The sequence below is a fragment of the Xanthomonas sp. LMG 12460 genome (assembly GCF_009192895.1).
GTDB classification, from domain to species: Bacteria; Pseudomonadota; Gammaproteobacteria; order Xanthomonadales; family Xanthomonadaceae; genus Xanthomonas_A; species Xanthomonas_A sontii.
Window position 1 is genome coordinate 38,161 of sequence record NZ_NKUH01000037.1, and the last position, 16,265, is coordinate 54,425.

General features: G+C 69.3%; 18 protein-coding genes, 1 tRNA gene and 1 pseudogene. 6 read left to right on the plus strand and 14 right to left on the minus strand.

Features of this window, described 5'->3' with window-relative positions; genetic code table 11:
• Positions 1–67 precede the first annotated feature (67 nt).
• Entirely contained in the window at positions 68–985 is a 918-nt protein-coding gene (gene rarD, locus CEK66_RS08715; RefSeq protein ID WP_152236646.1) for an EamA family transporter RarD, read from the minus strand.
• Positions 982–1,878 carry a drug/metabolite exporter YedA gene (yedA, locus tag CEK66_RS08720; protein ID WP_148829938.1) on the minus strand — a complete coding sequence of 299 codons (897 nt, stop codon included), beginning with the start codon at positions 1,876–1,878 and terminating at the stop codon, positions 982–984. Before yedA ends, rarD begins: the two co-directional genes overlap by 4 nt.
• 122 nt (positions 1,879–2,000) lie before the next feature.
• On the opposite strand from yedA, the gene CEK66_RS08725 reads away from it, so the two are divergent.
• Together CEK66_RS08725 and CEK66_RS08730 are read left to right on the plus strand one after the other, a co-directional pair.
• Entirely contained in the window at positions 2,001–2,414 is a 414-nt protein-coding gene (locus CEK66_RS08725; protein ID WP_152236647.1) for a Rap1a/Tai family immunity protein, read from the plus strand.
• A 473-nt stretch (positions 2,415–2,887) separates the two neighbouring features.
• Entirely contained in the window at positions 2,888–3,475 is a 588-nt protein-coding gene (locus CEK66_RS08730; protein WP_152236648.1) for a hypothetical protein, read from the plus strand.
• Between the two features lie 377 nt (positions 3,476–3,852).
• Here CEK66_RS08730 and CEK66_RS08735 read toward each other — a convergent pair.
• The 3 genes and pseudogenes from CEK66_RS08735 to CEK66_RS08745 form a co-directional block, all read right to left on the minus strand.
• Positions 3,853–3,963: pseudogene (locus CEK66_RS08735) on the minus strand (peptidase); the annotation flags it as partial.
• 107 nt (positions 3,964–4,070) lie between these two features.
• Positions 4,071–5,003, minus strand: coding sequence for an MBL fold metallo-hydrolase (locus tag CEK66_RS08740; RefSeq protein ID WP_152236649.1), 933 nt, complete (start codon positions 5,001–5,003; stop codon positions 4,071–4,073).
• A gap of 360 nt (positions 5,004–5,363) precedes the next feature.
• Positions 5,364–6,656, minus strand: a complete 1,293-nt coding sequence (locus CEK66_RS08745; protein ID WP_152236650.1) for a tryptophan--tRNA ligase — start codon at positions 6,654–6,656, stop codon at positions 5,364–5,366.
• 156 nt (positions 6,657–6,812) lie between these two features.
• On the opposite strand from CEK66_RS08745, the gene CEK66_RS08750 reads away from it, so the two are divergent.
• A complete protein-coding gene (locus tag CEK66_RS08750; protein WP_152236651.1) occupies positions 6,813–7,715 on the plus strand; it encodes a hypothetical protein in 903 nt (300 codons plus the stop codon).
• Between the two features lie 70 nt (positions 7,716–7,785).
• Here the strand turns inward: CEK66_RS08750 and CEK66_RS08755 are convergent, their stop codons facing one another.
• From CEK66_RS08755 to rocF, 4 genes are all read right to left on the minus strand, one after another.
• The gene (locus CEK66_RS08755; protein ID WP_043093613.1) at positions 7,786–8,001 is read right to left on the minus strand and encodes a CsbD family protein; all 216 of its coding nucleotides are present in this window, start codon (positions 7,999–8,001) and stop codon (positions 7,786–7,788) included.
• A gap of 186 nt (positions 8,002–8,187) precedes the next feature.
• A complete protein-coding gene (locus tag CEK66_RS08760; RefSeq protein ID WP_026143575.1) occupies positions 8,188–8,322 on the minus strand; it encodes an entericidin A/B family lipoprotein in 135 nt (44 codons plus the stop codon).
• 55 nt (positions 8,323–8,377) lie between these two features.
• Positions 8,378–8,530, minus strand: a complete 153-nt coding sequence (locus CEK66_RS08765; RefSeq protein WP_017908941.1) for an entericidin A/B family lipoprotein — start codon at positions 8,528–8,530, stop codon at positions 8,378–8,380.
• A 142-nt stretch (positions 8,531–8,672) separates the two neighbouring features.
• Complete coding sequence (rocF, locus tag CEK66_RS08770; protein WP_026144365.1) at positions 8,673–9,596, minus strand: arginase; 924 nt, start codon at positions 9,594–9,596, stop codon at positions 8,673–8,675.
• Between the two features lie 258 nt (positions 9,597–9,854).
• Between rocF and CEK66_RS08775 the strand changes: the two genes are divergently transcribed.
• Entirely contained in the window at positions 9,855–10,736 is an 882-nt protein-coding gene (locus tag CEK66_RS08775; protein ID WP_193312605.1) for a hypothetical protein, read from the plus strand.
• 23 nt (positions 10,737–10,759) lie between these two features.
• Here CEK66_RS08775 and CEK66_RS08780 read toward each other — a convergent pair.
• The 4 genes from CEK66_RS08780 to birA all read right to left on the minus strand — a co-directional run bounded on the left by CEK66_RS08780 (position 10,760) and on the right by birA (position 13,640).
• Positions 10,760–10,835, minus strand: a tRNA-Thr gene (locus CEK66_RS08780).
• Between the two features lie 102 nt (positions 10,836–10,937).
• Complete coding sequence (locus CEK66_RS20345) at positions 10,938–11,786, minus strand: SPOR domain-containing protein (RefSeq protein ID WP_193312606.1); 849 nt, start codon at positions 11,784–11,786, stop codon at positions 10,938–10,940.
• A 136-nt stretch (positions 11,787–11,922) separates the two neighbouring features.
• Positions 11,923–12,666: a type III pantothenate kinase gene (locus CEK66_RS08790; RefSeq protein WP_152236652.1), complete on the minus strand. Its 744-nt coding sequence runs from the start codon at positions 12,664–12,666 to the stop codon at positions 11,923–11,925.
• Positions 12,663–13,640 carry a bifunctional biotin--[acetyl-CoA-carboxylase] ligase/biotin operon repressor BirA gene (gene birA, locus CEK66_RS08795; protein ID WP_152236653.1) on the minus strand — a complete coding sequence of 326 codons (978 nt, stop codon included), beginning with the start codon at positions 13,638–13,640 and terminating at the stop codon, positions 12,663–12,665. The genes CEK66_RS08790 and birA overlap by 4 nt, the downstream gene beginning before the upstream one ends.
• A gap of 143 nt (positions 13,641–13,783) precedes the next feature.
• Between birA and CEK66_RS08800 the strand changes: the two genes are divergently transcribed.
• Both CEK66_RS08800 and CEK66_RS08805 read left to right on the plus strand, forming a co-directional pair.
• The gene (locus CEK66_RS08800) at positions 13,784–14,068 is read left to right on the plus strand and encodes a hypothetical protein (protein ID WP_017917075.1); all 285 of its coding nucleotides are present in this window, start codon (positions 13,784–13,786) and stop codon (positions 14,066–14,068) included.
• Positions 14,035–14,823, plus strand: coding sequence for a M90 family metallopeptidase (locus tag CEK66_RS08805; RefSeq protein ID WP_152236654.1), 789 nt, complete (start codon positions 14,035–14,037; stop codon positions 14,821–14,823). Before CEK66_RS08800 ends, CEK66_RS08805 begins: the two co-directional genes overlap by 34 nt.
• A 240-nt stretch (positions 14,824–15,063) precedes the next feature.
• Here CEK66_RS08805 and CEK66_RS08810 read toward each other — a convergent pair whose 3' ends face one another.
• Positions 15,064–16,254, minus strand: coding sequence for a DUF1501 domain-containing protein (locus CEK66_RS08810; protein WP_152236655.1), 1,191 nt, complete (start codon positions 16,252–16,254; stop codon positions 15,064–15,066).
• Between the last annotated feature and the right edge of the window lie 11 nt (positions 16,255–16,265).

Consider the following 16,265-nt stretch of genomic DNA (forward strand, 5'->3'; position numbering starts at 1 on the left):
AGCAGGGATTCGGGATTGGGGATTCGTAACAGCGGGCTGTGTTGCTGCTTTTGCCAATCCCGAATCCCTAATCCCGACTCCCCGCTCGCCGCCACACGCCCGACCGCCACAGACTCTCGCCGGCGAACAGCAGCAAGCCGATCCAAATGGCGGCAAAGCCGATCGCCTTGCCCGCGTCGAACGGCTCGCGAAAGAACCACACGCCCAGCAGCAGTTGCAGGCTCGGTGCGATGTACTGCAGCAGCCCCACCAGCGACAGCGGGATACGTCGCACGCCGTAGGCGAAACCGATCAGCGGCACCGCGGTCACCACGCCGCCGAATGCCAGCAGCAGGTCGTTGCGCCAGCCCCAGCCGCCGACGAAGCCGCCGCCGTGGCCGGCCTCGCCCCACAGCACGAAGCCCAGCGCCGGCAGGAACAGGTACAGGCTCTCCACCCCCAGCCCGGCCACCGCATCCACCTGCACAAGCTTGCGCAGCAGGCCGTACAGCCCGAACGAGCCGGCCAGGCCCAGCGCGATCCACGGCAGCGTGCCGGCGTCGACGGTCAGCCAGGCCACGCCCAGCGCGGCGCAGGCAACTGCCAGCCATTGCAGCGGACGCAGCCGCTCGCGCAGCACAAGCACCCCGAGCAGCACGTTGACCAGCGGATTGATGAAGTAGCCCAGGCTGGTCTCGATCACATGGCCGGCATTGACCGCCCAGATGTACAGGCCCCAGTTGAAGGCGATCGCCAGGCTGCTCAGCGCCAGCGTGGCCAGCGCGCGCGGCTGCGCGGCGATGCGCCGCCACCACTGCAGGCGTGCGCTGTACACCAGCCAGGCCACCACCAGCAGCGTGCTCCAGACGATGCGGTGGGCGATGATGTGCGGCGACGGCACCGCCTGCAGCAGGTGCCAGTACACCGGCACCACGCCCCACAGCGCGAAGGTCGCCGCGGTGATCCACAGGCCGCGCCGGGCCTCCTGCGCGGCGACCGCGGTCATCGGCGGGTCCTCGCCACGGTGATCACCACCACGCCGGCCAGGATCACCGCCATCGCACCGAAATCGCTGGCGCTGAAGCGTTCGCTGCCGAGCCAACTGCCCAGCGCCACCGCGATCACCGGATTGACGTAGGCATAGCTGCCGGCCAGCGCCGGGCGTACGTTCTGCAGCAGCCACACGTAGGCGGTGAAGGCGACGATCGAGCCGAACACGCACAGGTAGGCCACCGCCAGCATCCCCTGCGTACTCGGCAGCGTGTGCAGGCGTTCGCCGCTGAGCAGGCCGATCGCCACCAGCATCACCCCGCCGCACAGCATCTGCCCGGCGGCGGCCATGAACGGCATCGGCAGATCGCGCCCGCGCGACCACACCGAGCCGAACGCCCAGCCGACCGGCGCGATCAACAGCAGCACCAGGCCCAGCGGGCTGGCATTGAGACTACTGCCGGCGTTGAGCCACACCACGCCGGCGAAGCCGACCACGATCCCGAGCCATTCGCCGCGGCTGGCGTGATGGCCGCGCAACGTGCCGAACAGCGCCATCCACAGCGGCACCGAGGCCACCGCCACCGCCGCCAGCCCCGAGGACACCTGACGCTCGGCCAGCACCACCAGACCATTGCCGCAGACCAGCATCAGCGCACCGAGCATGGCCAGCGGCCGCCACTGCGCGCGCGTGGGCGCGGGCACCCCGCGCCAGCGCAGCACCGCGTACAGCACGCTGCCGGCGATCACGAAGCGCGTGCCGGAGACCACGCTCAACGGCGGCGCGCCGCCTTCCAGGGCGAAGCGGATCGCCAGATAGGTCGAGCCCCAGACGACATAGACCAGGAACAGGGCGAGAACGACGAAGCCGCCGCGCGCAGGCGCAGCGGCGACAGGAGCAGAAGGCATCGGACGGCGCCAGAGACAGCGGGGGCGCTATTCTAGAGCACCTGGTCTGCGCGCAAGCCGTCTCGCCCGCGCGCGGCGCGCTGCCGCGGCGTACAGATCGTTCGTCGAGAAAGGAGTCGTGGATGACATCACACCGCACCTGGCTCGCGCTGCCCCTGCTGGCGGCGCTGGGCAGCAACAGCGCGGTACGCCCGCCTGCCGGACCCTGGGACTTGAACGGACATCAGTTGCTGGAAGCCCCGCTGGACGGCTCGCTGGCAGACGACCTGGGTCCGCAGCAACCGCAGGAACTGCGGGTCATGGTGTCCTCGCGCACGGCGGCCGCCTACATGCTCGGCATCGCGGCCGGCAGCGAGGGCGCGCGATGGTGCCGACCGGCCGGCCAGTCCGGTCCACCGGATGTCCAGGCCCTGGTCGCCGATCTCGTCGCGCTGCCCGATACGCGCCTGGACGAACGCGCCAGCGACCTGGTCGTGCAGGCCCTGGCCAAACGGTACCCCTGCAAACCTGCCAAGCCACGCCGCCCATCGCACTGAGGGCGCCGCCTGCCTCAAGGTCGCGTCGGCGCGACGAGGCAGTGATGAGCCGCTGGCGCGACGATGCGTCGGGTGCCGCACGGGCATCCACACTGGCACCGCAGCCACCGCCAGCGGCGCCCGGCGCTCCACCGTGATCACCAGGCCGCGGCGCTGCAGGTCCGCGTGGGCGCGCCAACAGCCAGACCAGCAGCGCGCAGCAGATGAAGGATCTCAATCAGGTCGCGTCAGCTGCCGCCACTGCGCATGGCCGACCCGCGCCGCGCTCTGGCCGAAGAAACGAGACCGGCCTCGCGCAAGGAGCGTGCTGCTCAATGCAGTTCTGACCCCTGAAGTTTCCACCGATCAGCCGACGTCCAAGACAGCGCAACTGCAGCCCGTTCCGGCGCTCCACAGCCCCCGAAAAACCTAAGAGACGGTTCAGCCGCACGGGCGTATCTGTACGCACACACACCCGCTCGCTGCGCACCGCCATGGCCATCGATACCGCACTGTCGCCGCTCGGCACCGTCACGCCTTATGGCACGTCGCCCTATGGCTTTTCCGCAGCGAGCGCCTCCAGCGGTTCGGCTCAAGCCGGCAACCCGATCGTGCCCAGCACTGATCAGGCCGCGGTGCAGCAGGCGGTGGAATTGTCCGGCGAGGCCTCGGTGATCTTCAGCCTCGGCGGCCTCGCGGGAACCACCCCGGCCGACACGGGCCTGACCTACAACGCGGCCGGGCTGTTCAACAGCATCGTCAGCGCCGGCCCGAGCGATGCGGCCTCGGCCTCCTCTGCCGGCACTTCCACTTCGACCGCCGGCTCGTCGACCTCGACCGGCACCGGGCCGTATCCCACCCTCGACCAGGCCACGCAGACGTACGACCAGGGCCTGCTCGGCACCATCACCGCGCCGCCGTCGACCCCGGGCCTATACAACGCCTCCGGCGTCTTCAGCAGCCAGGGCCTGACCCCGCAGCTGTCTTCGCTGCTGCAGTCCGATCCCAGCCTCAGCGGCACGGTCAGCGGCGACCTGCTCAATCAGGGCATCGTCGGCGGGTTGATCGACACCACTGCCTGAGCAGTGCGGCATGGTCGCCTGCGGCACCCGCACGCACCTGGCACGGTAGAAACGGCTTCAGGCCGCTTCTAGCGCGCGCTTTTCGCAGCCTTGCCGAACACCGCGTTGTTCTCTCGCAGGAGCGGCTTCAACCGCGACAGGCATTGCCGGTCACGCCCCGTCGCGGCTGAAGCTGCTCCTACGCGTGGCCTTGCGCCACCCGCGAAGATCCCCTTCTCCCGGAACCCCCAGCGCAACCGCGCATGTCGCTGGCCAACGGTCCTGGCACCGCGCAGCCAACGTGCTGTGACGGCACTCGTAAGTCGCTCGACCGGCGTCGCTCAGCCCGGCATCGCCGGACCACAGGCCTCGGCCGGATCGCTGTTCGCCGGCAAGGCATGCCGCTCCAAGGCATCGGCGTCGCCGCCCGCATCGCCGGCCAGCGCATCGTTGGCTGCCTGTGCCGCACCTCCCATGAACAGGGAAGCGGACAGCAGCAACATGCGCATCGGGTTCACGGTCACGACCTGGCAACAAGCGGGCCGCACAGTGTAGAGAATGGCGTCGTGCGGAGACAGCGCGGCGACGCATTCGCGTGCGCGAAACCGGCCGCCGTTCAGCGCGCGGGACGATCCAGCCAGCAGGCCAGGCCCTGCGCATTGAGTTCGATGTCCATGTGCAGCACGCGCTCCACGCCGGCATCGTCCAGCGGACAGCCATGCAGCCGCGCCCGCTCCAGATATAGCGCGGTCAGCGCCGCGACCAGGCAGCGATGGCGGTCGGAACGGCCGTCGCAGCCACGCGCGATCGCCACCATCGCCTCCAGTTGCTCCAGCAGTTCCGCCGCCAGCGTCTCGGCGCCCTCCACCGGACCGTAGTGGGTGAGATACAGCGTCTGCGGCGCATAGCCGAGCATGCGCTGGATCGAGGCCTGCATCGCTTCCGGCTCGAACTGCACCGGCGACGAGGTCGGGATCGCGAACGCACCGCGCGTGCTGTCCAGTTCGCGGTAGGACAGGCCGAAGGTGTCGCCACTGAACCAGCTGCAGCTGCGTGCATCCCACACGCACAGGTGATGGCGGGCGTGCCCGGGGGTGTCGATGCACAACAGCTCGCGCCCGGCCAGCGACAGGCGATGGCCGTCCTCGGCCACCACCACGCGCTCCGCCGGTACCGGCACGATGCTGCCGTAGCTGCGCGCCATCTCCGCCTCGCCGTACACCGCGGTGGCACCGGCGATCAGCCGCGCCGGATCGATCATGTGCGGCGCACCGCGCGGATGCACCAGCAGACGCGCGTTCGGCAGGTGCTGCAGCAGCGCACCCGCACCGCCGGCATGGTCCAGGTGCACGTGGGTGAGGATCAGCCAGTCCACGTCGGCCGGCGCCAGACCGGCCTGCGCCAGGGCGTCCAGCAGCAGCGGCACGGCATGGCTGGTGCCGCAGTCGACGAAGGCGCCGCGCCCGTTCTCCACGATCAGGTAGGCGGCATCGAACTGCGCGCGCTGGAAGCCGGTATCGACGAGATGGATGCTGGGATCGCGTGGCATGGCGCAGAAGCGTGGCTGGGCGAAGCTCCATTCTAGGCGGTATGGAGGATGCTGCCAGTGCCGGGCGGCAAGGGCCGGATGAGGACGAATATCGGAAACGCCGCAGACCCGACAGCCCATTGTGGGAGGGACTTCAGTCCCGACTGCATGCGGCCGGCAAACACACGCGCTTCGGATGTCGCGATGGAACGCGTCATTTGTCTGTAGGAGTCGACCGTCATGCAGCCGCGACAAGCGAAGCCGAACGCCACCTGACACCTTCCGTCGTCGGGACTGAAGTCCCTCCCACAATGCAATCCTCCGACAAGGCTAGTGCCGCCCTGTCGGAGCCGCTTCTACGACGGACCGCCGCGCTTGCGCTCAGCCCGCCTCGCGCAAGCGCGCCAGCGCCGCCAGCACCGTCTCGGCCGGCGCCTCCAGAATCACCGGCGCCGCCTGCAGCGCCTCGGCCTGTGCAGCCTGCTTGAGCGCAGCGATGGTCTGCCCGGCATCGCGCGGCGAGGCGAAGCCGCCGCTCTGCAACAGCAGCACGCCCTCGCCATCAAGCAGCTTGAAGTAGAACTGGCCGTCGGCCTCGCGGTACTGCTTGAAGCTCGGCAGCGCCTGCTTGGCCGTGGCCGCTTCGGTAGCGCCATCGGCCTGCGCCGACAGGTCGCGCAGGCCCACCGCGTGCCGCAACTCGGCCAGGAACGGGATCGCATAGCGTTCGCGCAGGCGCTGCGCGTTGTCGCGCAGGATCGCCTCGATGTCCTGCGGACGCGCCATCAGCGCTTCGTAGCGCACGCGCATCGGCGCGATCTCGGCATCGATGCGCTCGAACAGCTGCTGCTTGGCCTCGCCCCAGCCGATGCCGGCGGCGAACGCCTGCGCGAACGCGGCCGTCTCCTCGGCGCTGGCGAAGGCCTGGTACAGCTGGAACAGCGCGGAGCCCTCGGTCTCCTTCGGCTCGCCGGGCGCGCGCGAATCGGTGACGATGGCGAACACCCGCTTCTTCAGCTCCTCGCGCGGGGCGAACAGCGGAATGGTGTTGTCGTAGCTCTTGCTCATCTTGCGCCCGTCCAGCCCGGGCAGCGTCGCCACCTGCTCGTCGATCAGCGCATCGGGCAGCACGAAGTGCTCGCGGCCGTAGACGTGGTTGAAGCGCTGCGCGAAATCGCGCGCCATCTCGATGTGCTGGATCTGGTCGCGGCCCACCGGCACCTGCTGCGCCTTGAACAGCAGGATGTCGGCGGCCATCAGCACCGGATACATGAACAGGCCGGCGGTGACCCCGGCATCGTCGTCCTCGCCGTCGGCGCGATTCTTGTCCACCGCCGCCTTGTAGGCATGCGCGCGGTTGAGGATGCCCTTGCCGGCGACGCAGGTCAGGAACCAGGTCAGCTCGTTGGTCTCCGGCACATCCGACTGGCGGTAGAACCACACCTGCGCCGGATCCAGGCCCGCCGCCAGCCAGGTCGCCGCGATCTCCAGGGTCGAGCGCTGGGTCCGCGCCGGGTCCTGCGCCTTGATCAGGCTGTGCAGATCGGCCAGGAAGAAGAAGCTCTCGATGCCGGGACGCCGGCTGGCCTGCAGCGCGGGGCGGATGGCGCCGACGTAGTTGCCGAGGTGCGGCGTGCCGGAGGTGGTGATGCCGGTGAGAACGCGGGTGGTCATGCGGAATGGACGGTCAGGGGGAAACCCGGCGAGTTTACCCGCTGCGCGACAACCCCGTTCCGGCGCGTGGTGCGTTCAATCCGGCGTCCCCGTCCTGGAGTCGCCGCGATGCACGTTCCTGCTCCTTCCCTGCCCCGCCGTTCCCGTTCCCTCGCCGTGCTCGCTTTCGCGCTGCTGTGCATCGGCGGGCTGTGCGGCTTTCGTCCATGGCCGTCGCCACCGAGCTCGGCGCCGGCAGTGCAGCTGCAGGTGATCGATCGCGATGCCGGCGACGATCCGCTGCCCGCGCATGCCTGGCGCGGCGAGCGCTGGATCGCCGCCACGCCCGGCCACCGCTACGCGCTGCGCCTGACCAACCTGACCGGGGCGCGGGTGCTGGTGGTGCTGTCGGTGGACGGCGTCAACGCGGTCAGTGGCCAGACCGCGGCCAGCGACCAGCGCGGCTATGTGCTGGCGCCGTGGCAACAAACCGAGATCGCCGGGTGGCGCAAATCGTCCGAGGACGTGGCGCAGTTCGTGTTCACCGACCTGGAGGACAGCTATGCGGCACGCACCGGACGTCCGCGCAACGTCGGCGTGATCGGCATGGCGGTGTTCGACGAAGCGCGGGCATGGCCCGATACCGTCCCGGGGAACGCAGGCGTCGACGCCGAGAGAGCTGCCAACGCAGCCGCGCGCGCGGCAACGCCCGGCGTCCCGACGCCGGAAGCAATGCCTGCACCGGCAGCGGCCGCCGACGCCCCGCAACGCAGTGCGGCCGCACCCCTCGCGGCGGCACCGTCCGCGGACGCACGCACGTATGCACGCGAAGGCACCTCCGCTGCCCGCGTGCAGCAGCGCCTGGGCACCGGCCACGGCGCGCGCGAATGGTCGCCTTCGCGCGTCACAGAATTCGAGCGCGCCAGCGACGTGCCGATGCAACGGACCGAGCTGCGCTACGACAGCCGCGCACGGCTGATCGCACGCGGCGTGCTGCCGCGGAACCTGCCGCCGCGGCGCGTGGCGGTTGCGCCAAGCGCGTTTCCCGGCGACTACGTGCCCGATCCGCCGGAGCGCTGAGCGTCCCGCGCACCAAAAAAGCACGGGCCGCAATGCGGCCCGTGTCGACGACGCTGGGGCGGTGTGCGCCTCAGTCGTGGTATTCCTTGCCCAGGCCGTCGCGGAACGCGTGCACTTCCTTCTCGGCGCGATCGCGCGCCCAGCCGTAGCGCTCCTGCAGCTTGCCGGCCAGGTACTGGGTGTTGCCTTCGGCGACGTCGAAGTCGTCGTCGGTGAGGTCGCCCCACTGCGCCTTGATCTTGCCCTTGAGCTGGGTCCACTTGCCGGCAATGATGTCTTTGTTCATGGCATCTCTCGTGATGTGTAAGCGGCGCCTTACGCCGCCCGCGCAGCATTGCGCGGCCTGCGTCGCGAACCGATCAACGCAGCGTCAGCGATGCATGAGCATCGTGAACCGTTACGCGGTGGTCGGCAGCCGCGCAAAAAAAAACGGGCCGGCAAGCCGACCCGTTTCTGGTCACCGAGACGAGGCTCAGTTCTTGGCGGCGTCTTGGACCTTCTCGCCCGCCTTCTGCACGTCCTTGCCGGCACCGGCAACGGTGTTGCAACCGGCCAGCAGGCCCACAGAGAACATCGCCAGCAGCATCCACGCAAACGTACGCTTCATAGGTTCACTCCTTGCTTACTTGGTCATGGGACGCGGCACGCAGGCCGCGCGAAACTCAGCACTTGCCCGCGCTGCAATCCTTGGCGGTGTCTTCCACCTTCTCGCCCGCCTTCTGCATGTCCTTGCCGGCGCCGGCAACGGTGTTGCAGCCGGTCAGCACACCAGCGCAAAACAGGGTCAGCATCAACAGGGTGGTCAGTCGCTTCATCGGGTCGTCCTCGGCAATCGCAGGTGGTCGGGGTGGGCGGCGATAGGCGTCGCCGCGCTACCGTCTGGGGGTGAATCTGCCGTCACGACTGTGGATTTCACGTGAATGAACCGGCGACCCATTCAGGGTAAGCCCGCGTCGCTCAGTCCCGCATCAGGGTCGATTTGCCGAACAGGCTCTCCACCAGGTCCACGGCCAGCTCCGCGGTCAGGTTGCGGTGGTCCAGCACCGGATTCAGCTCCACGATGTCCAGCGAGGCCATGCGCCCGCTGTCGGCGATCATCTCCATCACCAGCTGCGCCTCGCGGTAGTTGGGGCCGCCAGGCACGGTGGTGCCGACACCCGGGGCGATGCTGGGGTCGAGGAAGTCCACGTCGAAGCTGACGTGCAGATGGGTGTCGGCGTCGAGCCCGTCCAGCGCCGCCTCCATGGTCCGCTTCATGCCCATCTCGTCGATGTAGCGCATGTCGTACACGTCCACACGATGCTGCTTGATCAGCCGCTTCTCGTCCGGGTCGACCGAGCGGATGCCGATCTGCCGCACCTGCTCCGGGCGCAGCGCCGGCGCGCTGCCGCCGAGCTCGGTCAGCGCCTGCGGGCCCAGCCCGCACAGGCAGGCCACCGGCATGCCATGCACGTTGCCCGACGGCGTGACCTCGCTGGTGTTGAAGTCCGAGTGCGCGTCCAGCCACAGCACGCGCAGCTTGCGGCCCTGCTCGCGGCAGTAACGCGCCACCGCGGTGATCGAACCGATGCCCAGGCAATGGTCGCCGCCGAGCACGATCGGCATGCGCCCGGCGCGCAGCTCGGCGTAGCTGGCCTCCATCAGCGCGCGGTTCCAGGCCACCACCTCGTCCAGGTGGCGGTAGCCGTCGACCGGCGCCTGCCAGGGATTGCGCGGGCCATCGATGTTGCCGATGTCGCGCACCTCCACGCCACGATTGGCCAGCGCCTCGTGCAGGCCGGCGATGCGCAGTGCCTCCGGCCCCATGCGCGCACCGCGATGGCCGGCCCCGATGTCGGTAGGCACGCCGATGAGGGACACCGGCAGAAAAGACGACTTCATGCGCATACGCTCCAGCCAAAAAAGTGACCCAGTCTAGCGGGACAGGCATGTCACGACTCGCCGCGTCGCAGCAGTCGCGTATTGGAAGGACTCAGCGTAATGGTGTTCGGCGAGACGAACGCCTATCAAATGATTAAAATATTCCAAACGGATGACATCGGGTTCTATCGGGCCAGATAACAGAACGAGCGAGGGCCCAACAAAGTGAAGACTCAAAATATTACCGCGAATGCTAGTCATTAAAATACTGGAGGAAGGATGCCTGCCCTTGTACCCGAGCTGGTGAATGCGGCGATTGATGCATCGACTTTGCCTGATGATTTGTTGCGGCGAGCGTTAGTGGTTGCTCGACGCCTAGCCTTGCCTGAGCTTGTCGACTGGATCAGCAGCGAGTTAAATGGCTACCACTCAGAAGACCTGCCTGACTACCGCCGAGTAAGAGGGCAATTGATGGCAGAAAATCCAATTCATGGCCCCGTCCCTTTCTTTGCACCTCCTGACATGACTAACATGTTGTCGGATTTCAAGCTCCGGCAGTCAGTGCCAGAACTTATACAGCTTACGCAAAGCGAGAACCCCATATGTAGCCACTTTCCTCCCAACGTTGAGCACACAATCATGGAAATGATGTATGAGGCAAACGGCGTGGCGATGCGGCCTATGCTCCGGTTCTCCAAGGTGCAAATACAAGGCGTAATAGGAAAAGTTAGAAGTCGGGTGCTTGAATGGGCCCTTGACCTTGAGGCAAAAGGCGTACTTGGAGAGGGCATGACATTCACTCAACAGGAAAAGCAGACCGTGCAACAGCAGCACTACCACTTTGGCGACGTAAACGGCTCCCAAATCCAAATCGACTCGAATGGATCGAATCAAAGTCAGACTCATGCTAATGGTGATATGGCTGCACTTTCGGCTCTTATTGAGCTATTAAGCAAAGCCATTCAACAAGGGGGAGTTGAGTCGGAGATACGCGAAGAACTGCAAGCAGAGCTAGCAACTCTGCAAGCGCAAGCGTCGTCTCCAAAGCCCAAATGGCCAATCATCAAGGCAACTGCGAGAAGCATCAAAGCTGTGCTAGAAAACGCAGCCGGCAGCGTGCTTGCAGCAAAGGCTTTACCGTACTTAACAGCGCTGCTGTGATCCTGCTGCCTGACACGGTGAGATGGTGCCGCTTATCCGAATCGAACGGATGACCTACTGTTTACAAGACAGTTGCTCTACCGACTGAGCTAAAGCGGCAAGACGAAAGACGCCCATGAGTGGGGCCGGGGCAGTCTACCTGCTGGCGCGGGCCTCGGCACGCGCGACGGCGCGGCGCCGAACACCGGCAGGCGCGGCATTCTAGCGCAGCGTGCCGCAGTCCACGGTGCGCTGGCGCGCGGCGCCGAGCTGGCGGCGTAGGGTCGCGGCCTGCGCCGCGGAGTCGGCGCGCAGGTCCAGCCACCAGCGCGACTGGCCGCTGCCGCCGCTGGGGATCAGGTCGGCGTTTAAGCCGGCACGGGCCAGTTCCTGGCGGCGGCGCTCTGCCCCCTCGCGGCTGCGGTACTGGCCCAGGGCGATGGCATTGCCGGCATCGCCCTGGCGCAACGGGTAATAGTCACGGATGCCGGCGGCGACGATGCGCTCGGTGGCCTGCCTGAGGCCGTCTTCGCCGCCGATGGTCGGCAGGATCACGCGGAAGCTGGTGGCGTCGCTGTCGGCGGCCTCGCGCAGGCGCGGACGCGGCGTTCCCGGGGCCAGCGCGGCGACGGCCGCCTGCGCCGCGTCGCGGTCCGGGTACGGTCCTACGCTCAGGCACACCGCCGCGTCGGCGGCGGGCTTCGCCGCGGGCTCGACCTGGGCCTGGGTTGGAGCGGGCGCAGGCACGGCAGCGGGCGGCGTGGGCGCAGTGGACGGTGCGGCGGTCGTGGGAGCCGCCGGTGCGTCAGCCTGCGCCGGAACCGCTTCGACAGGATCGGCGGCGACGGCGGTGTCGGCTTGCGCAGCGGCTGGCGCGGCGACAGGCGCGACGGCCGGCGGAGTGGGCGCAGCGGCCGGTGCAGGCGTCTCGTTGACCAGTTGCAGCGTCGCCACCCCGGCCGGCACGGCCGGCATCGGCACGGCTGGCGGGGTCGGCGGCTGCATCGCCCACCACACCGCGACGCCGAGGTTGAGGATGGTCAGGACGACGAGCAGGGCGCGAACAAGCATGGCCGGATTCTAGAGCGTGCGATGCACGTTGGGAGAGACAGTGACGTCTGCGTGGGACGTTGCGACTTCGGCGCAACGTCCGCTTCGCCACGCCACGCCACGCCACGCCGCATCGCGGCCGCCTGCGCCGGCCCGCTCAGGCGGCACCGGCACCGGCCACGGCGTGCGCCTGCGCCCACAGCGCCAGTCCGTCCAGGACCAAGGCGGGGCGCTGCTCGGCCGGCGGCAGCGCGTGCAACAGCGGCGGCACCCCACCGCCGTGCAGCAGCAGCCGCGGTCGACGTCCGAGCAAGGCCTCGCCCTGCTGCAGGCTGCGCTCGATCAGCGCCACTGCCGCGCCGTCGCAGCCGGAGGCCAGGGCGTCGGCGGTGTCGGCGGCGAACTCGTGGTAATCGCCGCCCTCGGCCGGCAACTGCGCCGCCTTCTGCTGCAGGGCCTGGCGCATCACCGTGGGCGACGGCGCGATGCGGCCGCCGCGATGCAGGCCATCGCGGTCGAGCAGGTCCACGGTCAGCGCCGTTCCCACGCCCACCACCAGCACGTCGCCGCCGCCATGCGCGGCGAGCAGGGCCAGGAACCGGTCCACGCCGAAGGCCTGCGGTCGCGCGTACGCGATCCGCACCCCGGCACAGGCAGCCTCGGTGCGCGCCACCTGCACCTGCGCGAAACGGCTGCGCAGCGCCTCCAGCACGGTGGCGGTCAGGGCCGGCGCGGCGACGCTGGCAACGTAGGCAGTGCCACCCTGCGGCAGCGCCGCGACCGCCGCCGCGTCCATCGCCTCGGCACCATGCGGCCAGGCCTGCACCGCGCCCACCTGCCCGTGTTCCAGCGCGGCGAACTTGAAGCGCGAGTTGCCCAGGTCGAACAGCCAGTCGCTCATGCCGGCCTCACGCTGACGTCGCCCGCGTGCACCGGCTGCTCGCCGTCGGCGAAGGCCACCCGCAGCGCGCCGTCCTCGGCCAGCCCCAGGGCCGTGCCTTCGCGCACCTGGCCGCCATCGTCGATGCGCACGGCGCGTCCGGCCAGCAAATCCAGCGCGGCGTAGCGCGGCAGGAACGGCGCCAGCCCCTCCGCGTCGAACAGCGCCAGCGCCGGCAGCAGCTGCGACAGCACCGCCGCGGCGATCGCGTTGCGCGACACCGCGCCGCCGGCCAGCCGCGTCAGGTCGGTCCACGGCTGGTCGATGTCCGCGGCAGTGGCCGCCGGCATCGCCACGTTCAGGCCCAGGCCGATCACGGCCCGCGCCGGCCCGGCGAACTCGCCGCCGCCTTCCACCAGCAGGCCGCCCAGCTTGCGCCCGTCGGCCAGCAGGTCGTTCGGCCACTTCAGCCCGACCGTGGCGAATCCGGCCGCACGCAGGGCTTCGGCCACGGCCACGCCGGCCGCCAGGCTCAAGCCGCCCAGCCGGCCCAGCCCGCCCTGGAAGCTACGCGCCACCGACAGATACAGATGCGCCGCCAGCGGCGACGCCCAGACCCGGCCACGGCGGCCACGGCCGCCGGTCTGGCGCTCGGCCAGCAGGACTTCGCTGCCCTGCGCCGGCGCCGGCCGCTGCAGCAGGGTGGTATTGCTGGAGACCAGGCTCCAGGCGATCTCCAGCCCGGCCAGCTCGGCGCCCGCCGGCCCGCTCAGTCCGGCCCGAATCGCCGCGGCGTCGAGCAGTTCCAGCGGCCGTGCCAGGCCATAGCCCTCGCCGGCCCGGCCCTCGATCTCCACCCCGGCCGCGCGCAGCGCCTGAATGCGCTTCCACACCGCCGCCCGGGTCAGCCCGCAGGCGCGCGCCAGGGCATCGCCGGACAGGGGGCCCTTGCTGAGCCTGGCCAACAGTTCGCGCTCGTCCAACGCCGGTTCCATCGCCTCGTTTCGCCCCCGGGCGCGCCGTTGCGCGACCTCGTAAACCGAAAAGTATGCGGCAACGCCCTCCGGGCGCCCAGGGCCGGGGCCCTGCAGCGGGTGAAAACCGCGTTAGAATCGGGATTCACCGCCGCTCGCCCTGGATGCCGACGATGCGCCGTTCCCTGCCCTGCCTGCTCCTGTTGCTGCTGCCACTCGCCGCCGCCCACGCGTCCAACGTGCTGGCGGAGAAGCCGCACACCGACTGCACCTACGGCGACGCGGCCGATGCCGACAGCACGCCGACGCGCCCGCCCGCGGCGCTGCATGCGCCCGCCTCCACCGGCAAGCCGGCTTCGACCACCACGGGCGGCGGCAGCGACAGCGACCTGGTGCCGCGCATGCGCATGCCGAAGTGGCACAGCTTCCTGCCGGGGATGTTCCGCTGATTCCACGCTGGCTGCGCGGGCTGTGGTCGAAACCCGCCGCCATCGATGACCCTACCTGGCAGGCCGTGCGCCGCGACTGCGCCTGGGTCGCCGCCCTGGATGCGCCGCGCGAACAGCGCCTGCGTACGCTGGCCAGCGAATTCCTGCATCGCAAGACCATCTCGCCGCTGGGCGGCCTGCAGTTGGATGCCCGGCAGTGCGGCCTGCTCGCCGCACTGTGCTGTCTGCCGCTGCTGGAGTACGGCAGCGAGGGCATGCGCGGCTGGTCGCAATTGCTGGTCTACCCGGACGCGTTCCGCGTGCAGCGCAGCCATGTCGACGCGGCCGGCGTGCTGCACGAGTGGGAAGACGAACTGATCGGCGAATCCTGGGACAGCGGCCCGTTGATCCTGTCCTGGGCCGACGTGCAGGCCGACCTGGACGATCCACGTGCCGGCTACTGCGTGGCGGTGCACGAAATGGCGCACAAGCTCGACGTGCTCGACGGCGCCCTGGACGGCACGCCGCTGCTGCCGCGCGCCTGGCAGCGGCAATGGGCCGACGATTTCCAGCGCAGCTACGACACCTTCTGCGCGCGCGTGGACCGCGGCCGCGCCAGCGAGATCGACGCCTACGCCGCCGAAGCGCCGGAAGAGTTCTTCGCGGTGGTCAGCGAATATCACTTTTCCGCGCCGCAGCGCCTGCAACGCGAGATGCCCGAGGTCGCCGCGCACCTGGCGCGGTTCTACGGGCCGTCGCCGTTTGCGGCGCCATAGACGCCAACAACCCGGGCGACAGCGGGGCCGCGGCCCTCTACACCAGCGCCAGACATCGCCGCGGCGCGGCGCAGGCAGGCGCCGCGATCGCGACGGCAGCCGCTGCCACGAGGGGAACGACGTGGTACGCCGAACCGTGGCAATACCGAGTGATCAGAGGCTCGCGAAAGACGTCATCGCGCGAACGGCAGCCGGCCGATGGCGCCACGCCGTCAGCGCGACGCCGGCCGCCGACGCACCTCACACCAGTTGCAGATCCCGCGCATGCGCCTGCGGGAACACCTTCTGCAGTTGCGTCGGCGACAGCCCCCACATGCGGCCGAGCAGGCCGGCGAACATGTCGCGGTAGTTGGTCAGCACCGGGTAGTCGCGGTCCTGGAACAGCTTGTCCTTGCTCACCGCCACCTGTTCGCCGGCGATGCGGCCGCCGTTGACCCCGCCGCCCAGCACCCAGTAGGTGGTGCCGTGGCCGTGGTCGGTGCCCTTGTCGCCGTTCTCGCGGAAGGTGCGGCCGAACTCGGACAGCACCACCACCACGGTGTTGCGCCACTCCGGCCCCAGCGCCTCGGCATAGGCCGACAGGCCCTCGGACAGGTTGGCCAGGTTGTTGGCCAGCGCACCGTCGGTGCTGCCCTGGTTGACGTGCGTGTCCCAGCCGCCGACATCGACGAAACCGAGCCGGTAGCGCTCGCGCATCAGCGTGGCGATGCGGCGGGTCTCGTCGGCGAAGGTGCGCGCGCTGGCGGCGCCGCGGTTGGCCTGCTGCATCTCGTCGCGCAAGGCCTGCGAGACCTGCTGGCGCAGCGCCAGACCGTCGTGCGCAGCGCTGGCCAACTGCGTGCCGTGGTACATGCCGGCGAGGATGTCGGCCTGGCGCTGGTCGAAGGCCGGGGTCGGATTGCGCTTGAGCGAGAGATTGGGAATGTCGCCGCCGCCCTGGAAACTCAGCGGCAGCGAATCGGTGAAGGCGATCGACGGCGTGCCGGTGGCCACCTGCGACAGCCGCGCCAGGAAGCCGGTGCGGTAGTCGCTGCGCTGCCCGGCCGGCTGCCCGGCCTCGATGCTGTCCTGGGTCTCGAAGTGGCTGCGCGACAGATCGTCGGTGCCGGCGAAGGGCACGAACGCCAGCTGCTTGTCGTTCCACAGCGGCATCAGCGTCTCGCGCAGCCGCGGGTTCAGGCCCCACTGCGTGTCCAGCGCGATGGCGCTGTTGGGATTGGCCGGATCCGGTTTGGCGATCGCCAGGCTCGGCCGCGCGGCGTAGTAGAAATCGCTCGCGTACGGGACCAGCAGGTTGTTGCAGTCGTAGCCGCCGCGCAGGAACACCACCAACAGGCGCGGCGACGGCGCAGGCGCGGCGAACAGGCGCCCGGCGAACGGCAGGCTGGCCGCAGCGGCGGCGGAGGCGAGCAGGAAGCGGCGACGGTGCATGACGGATCTCC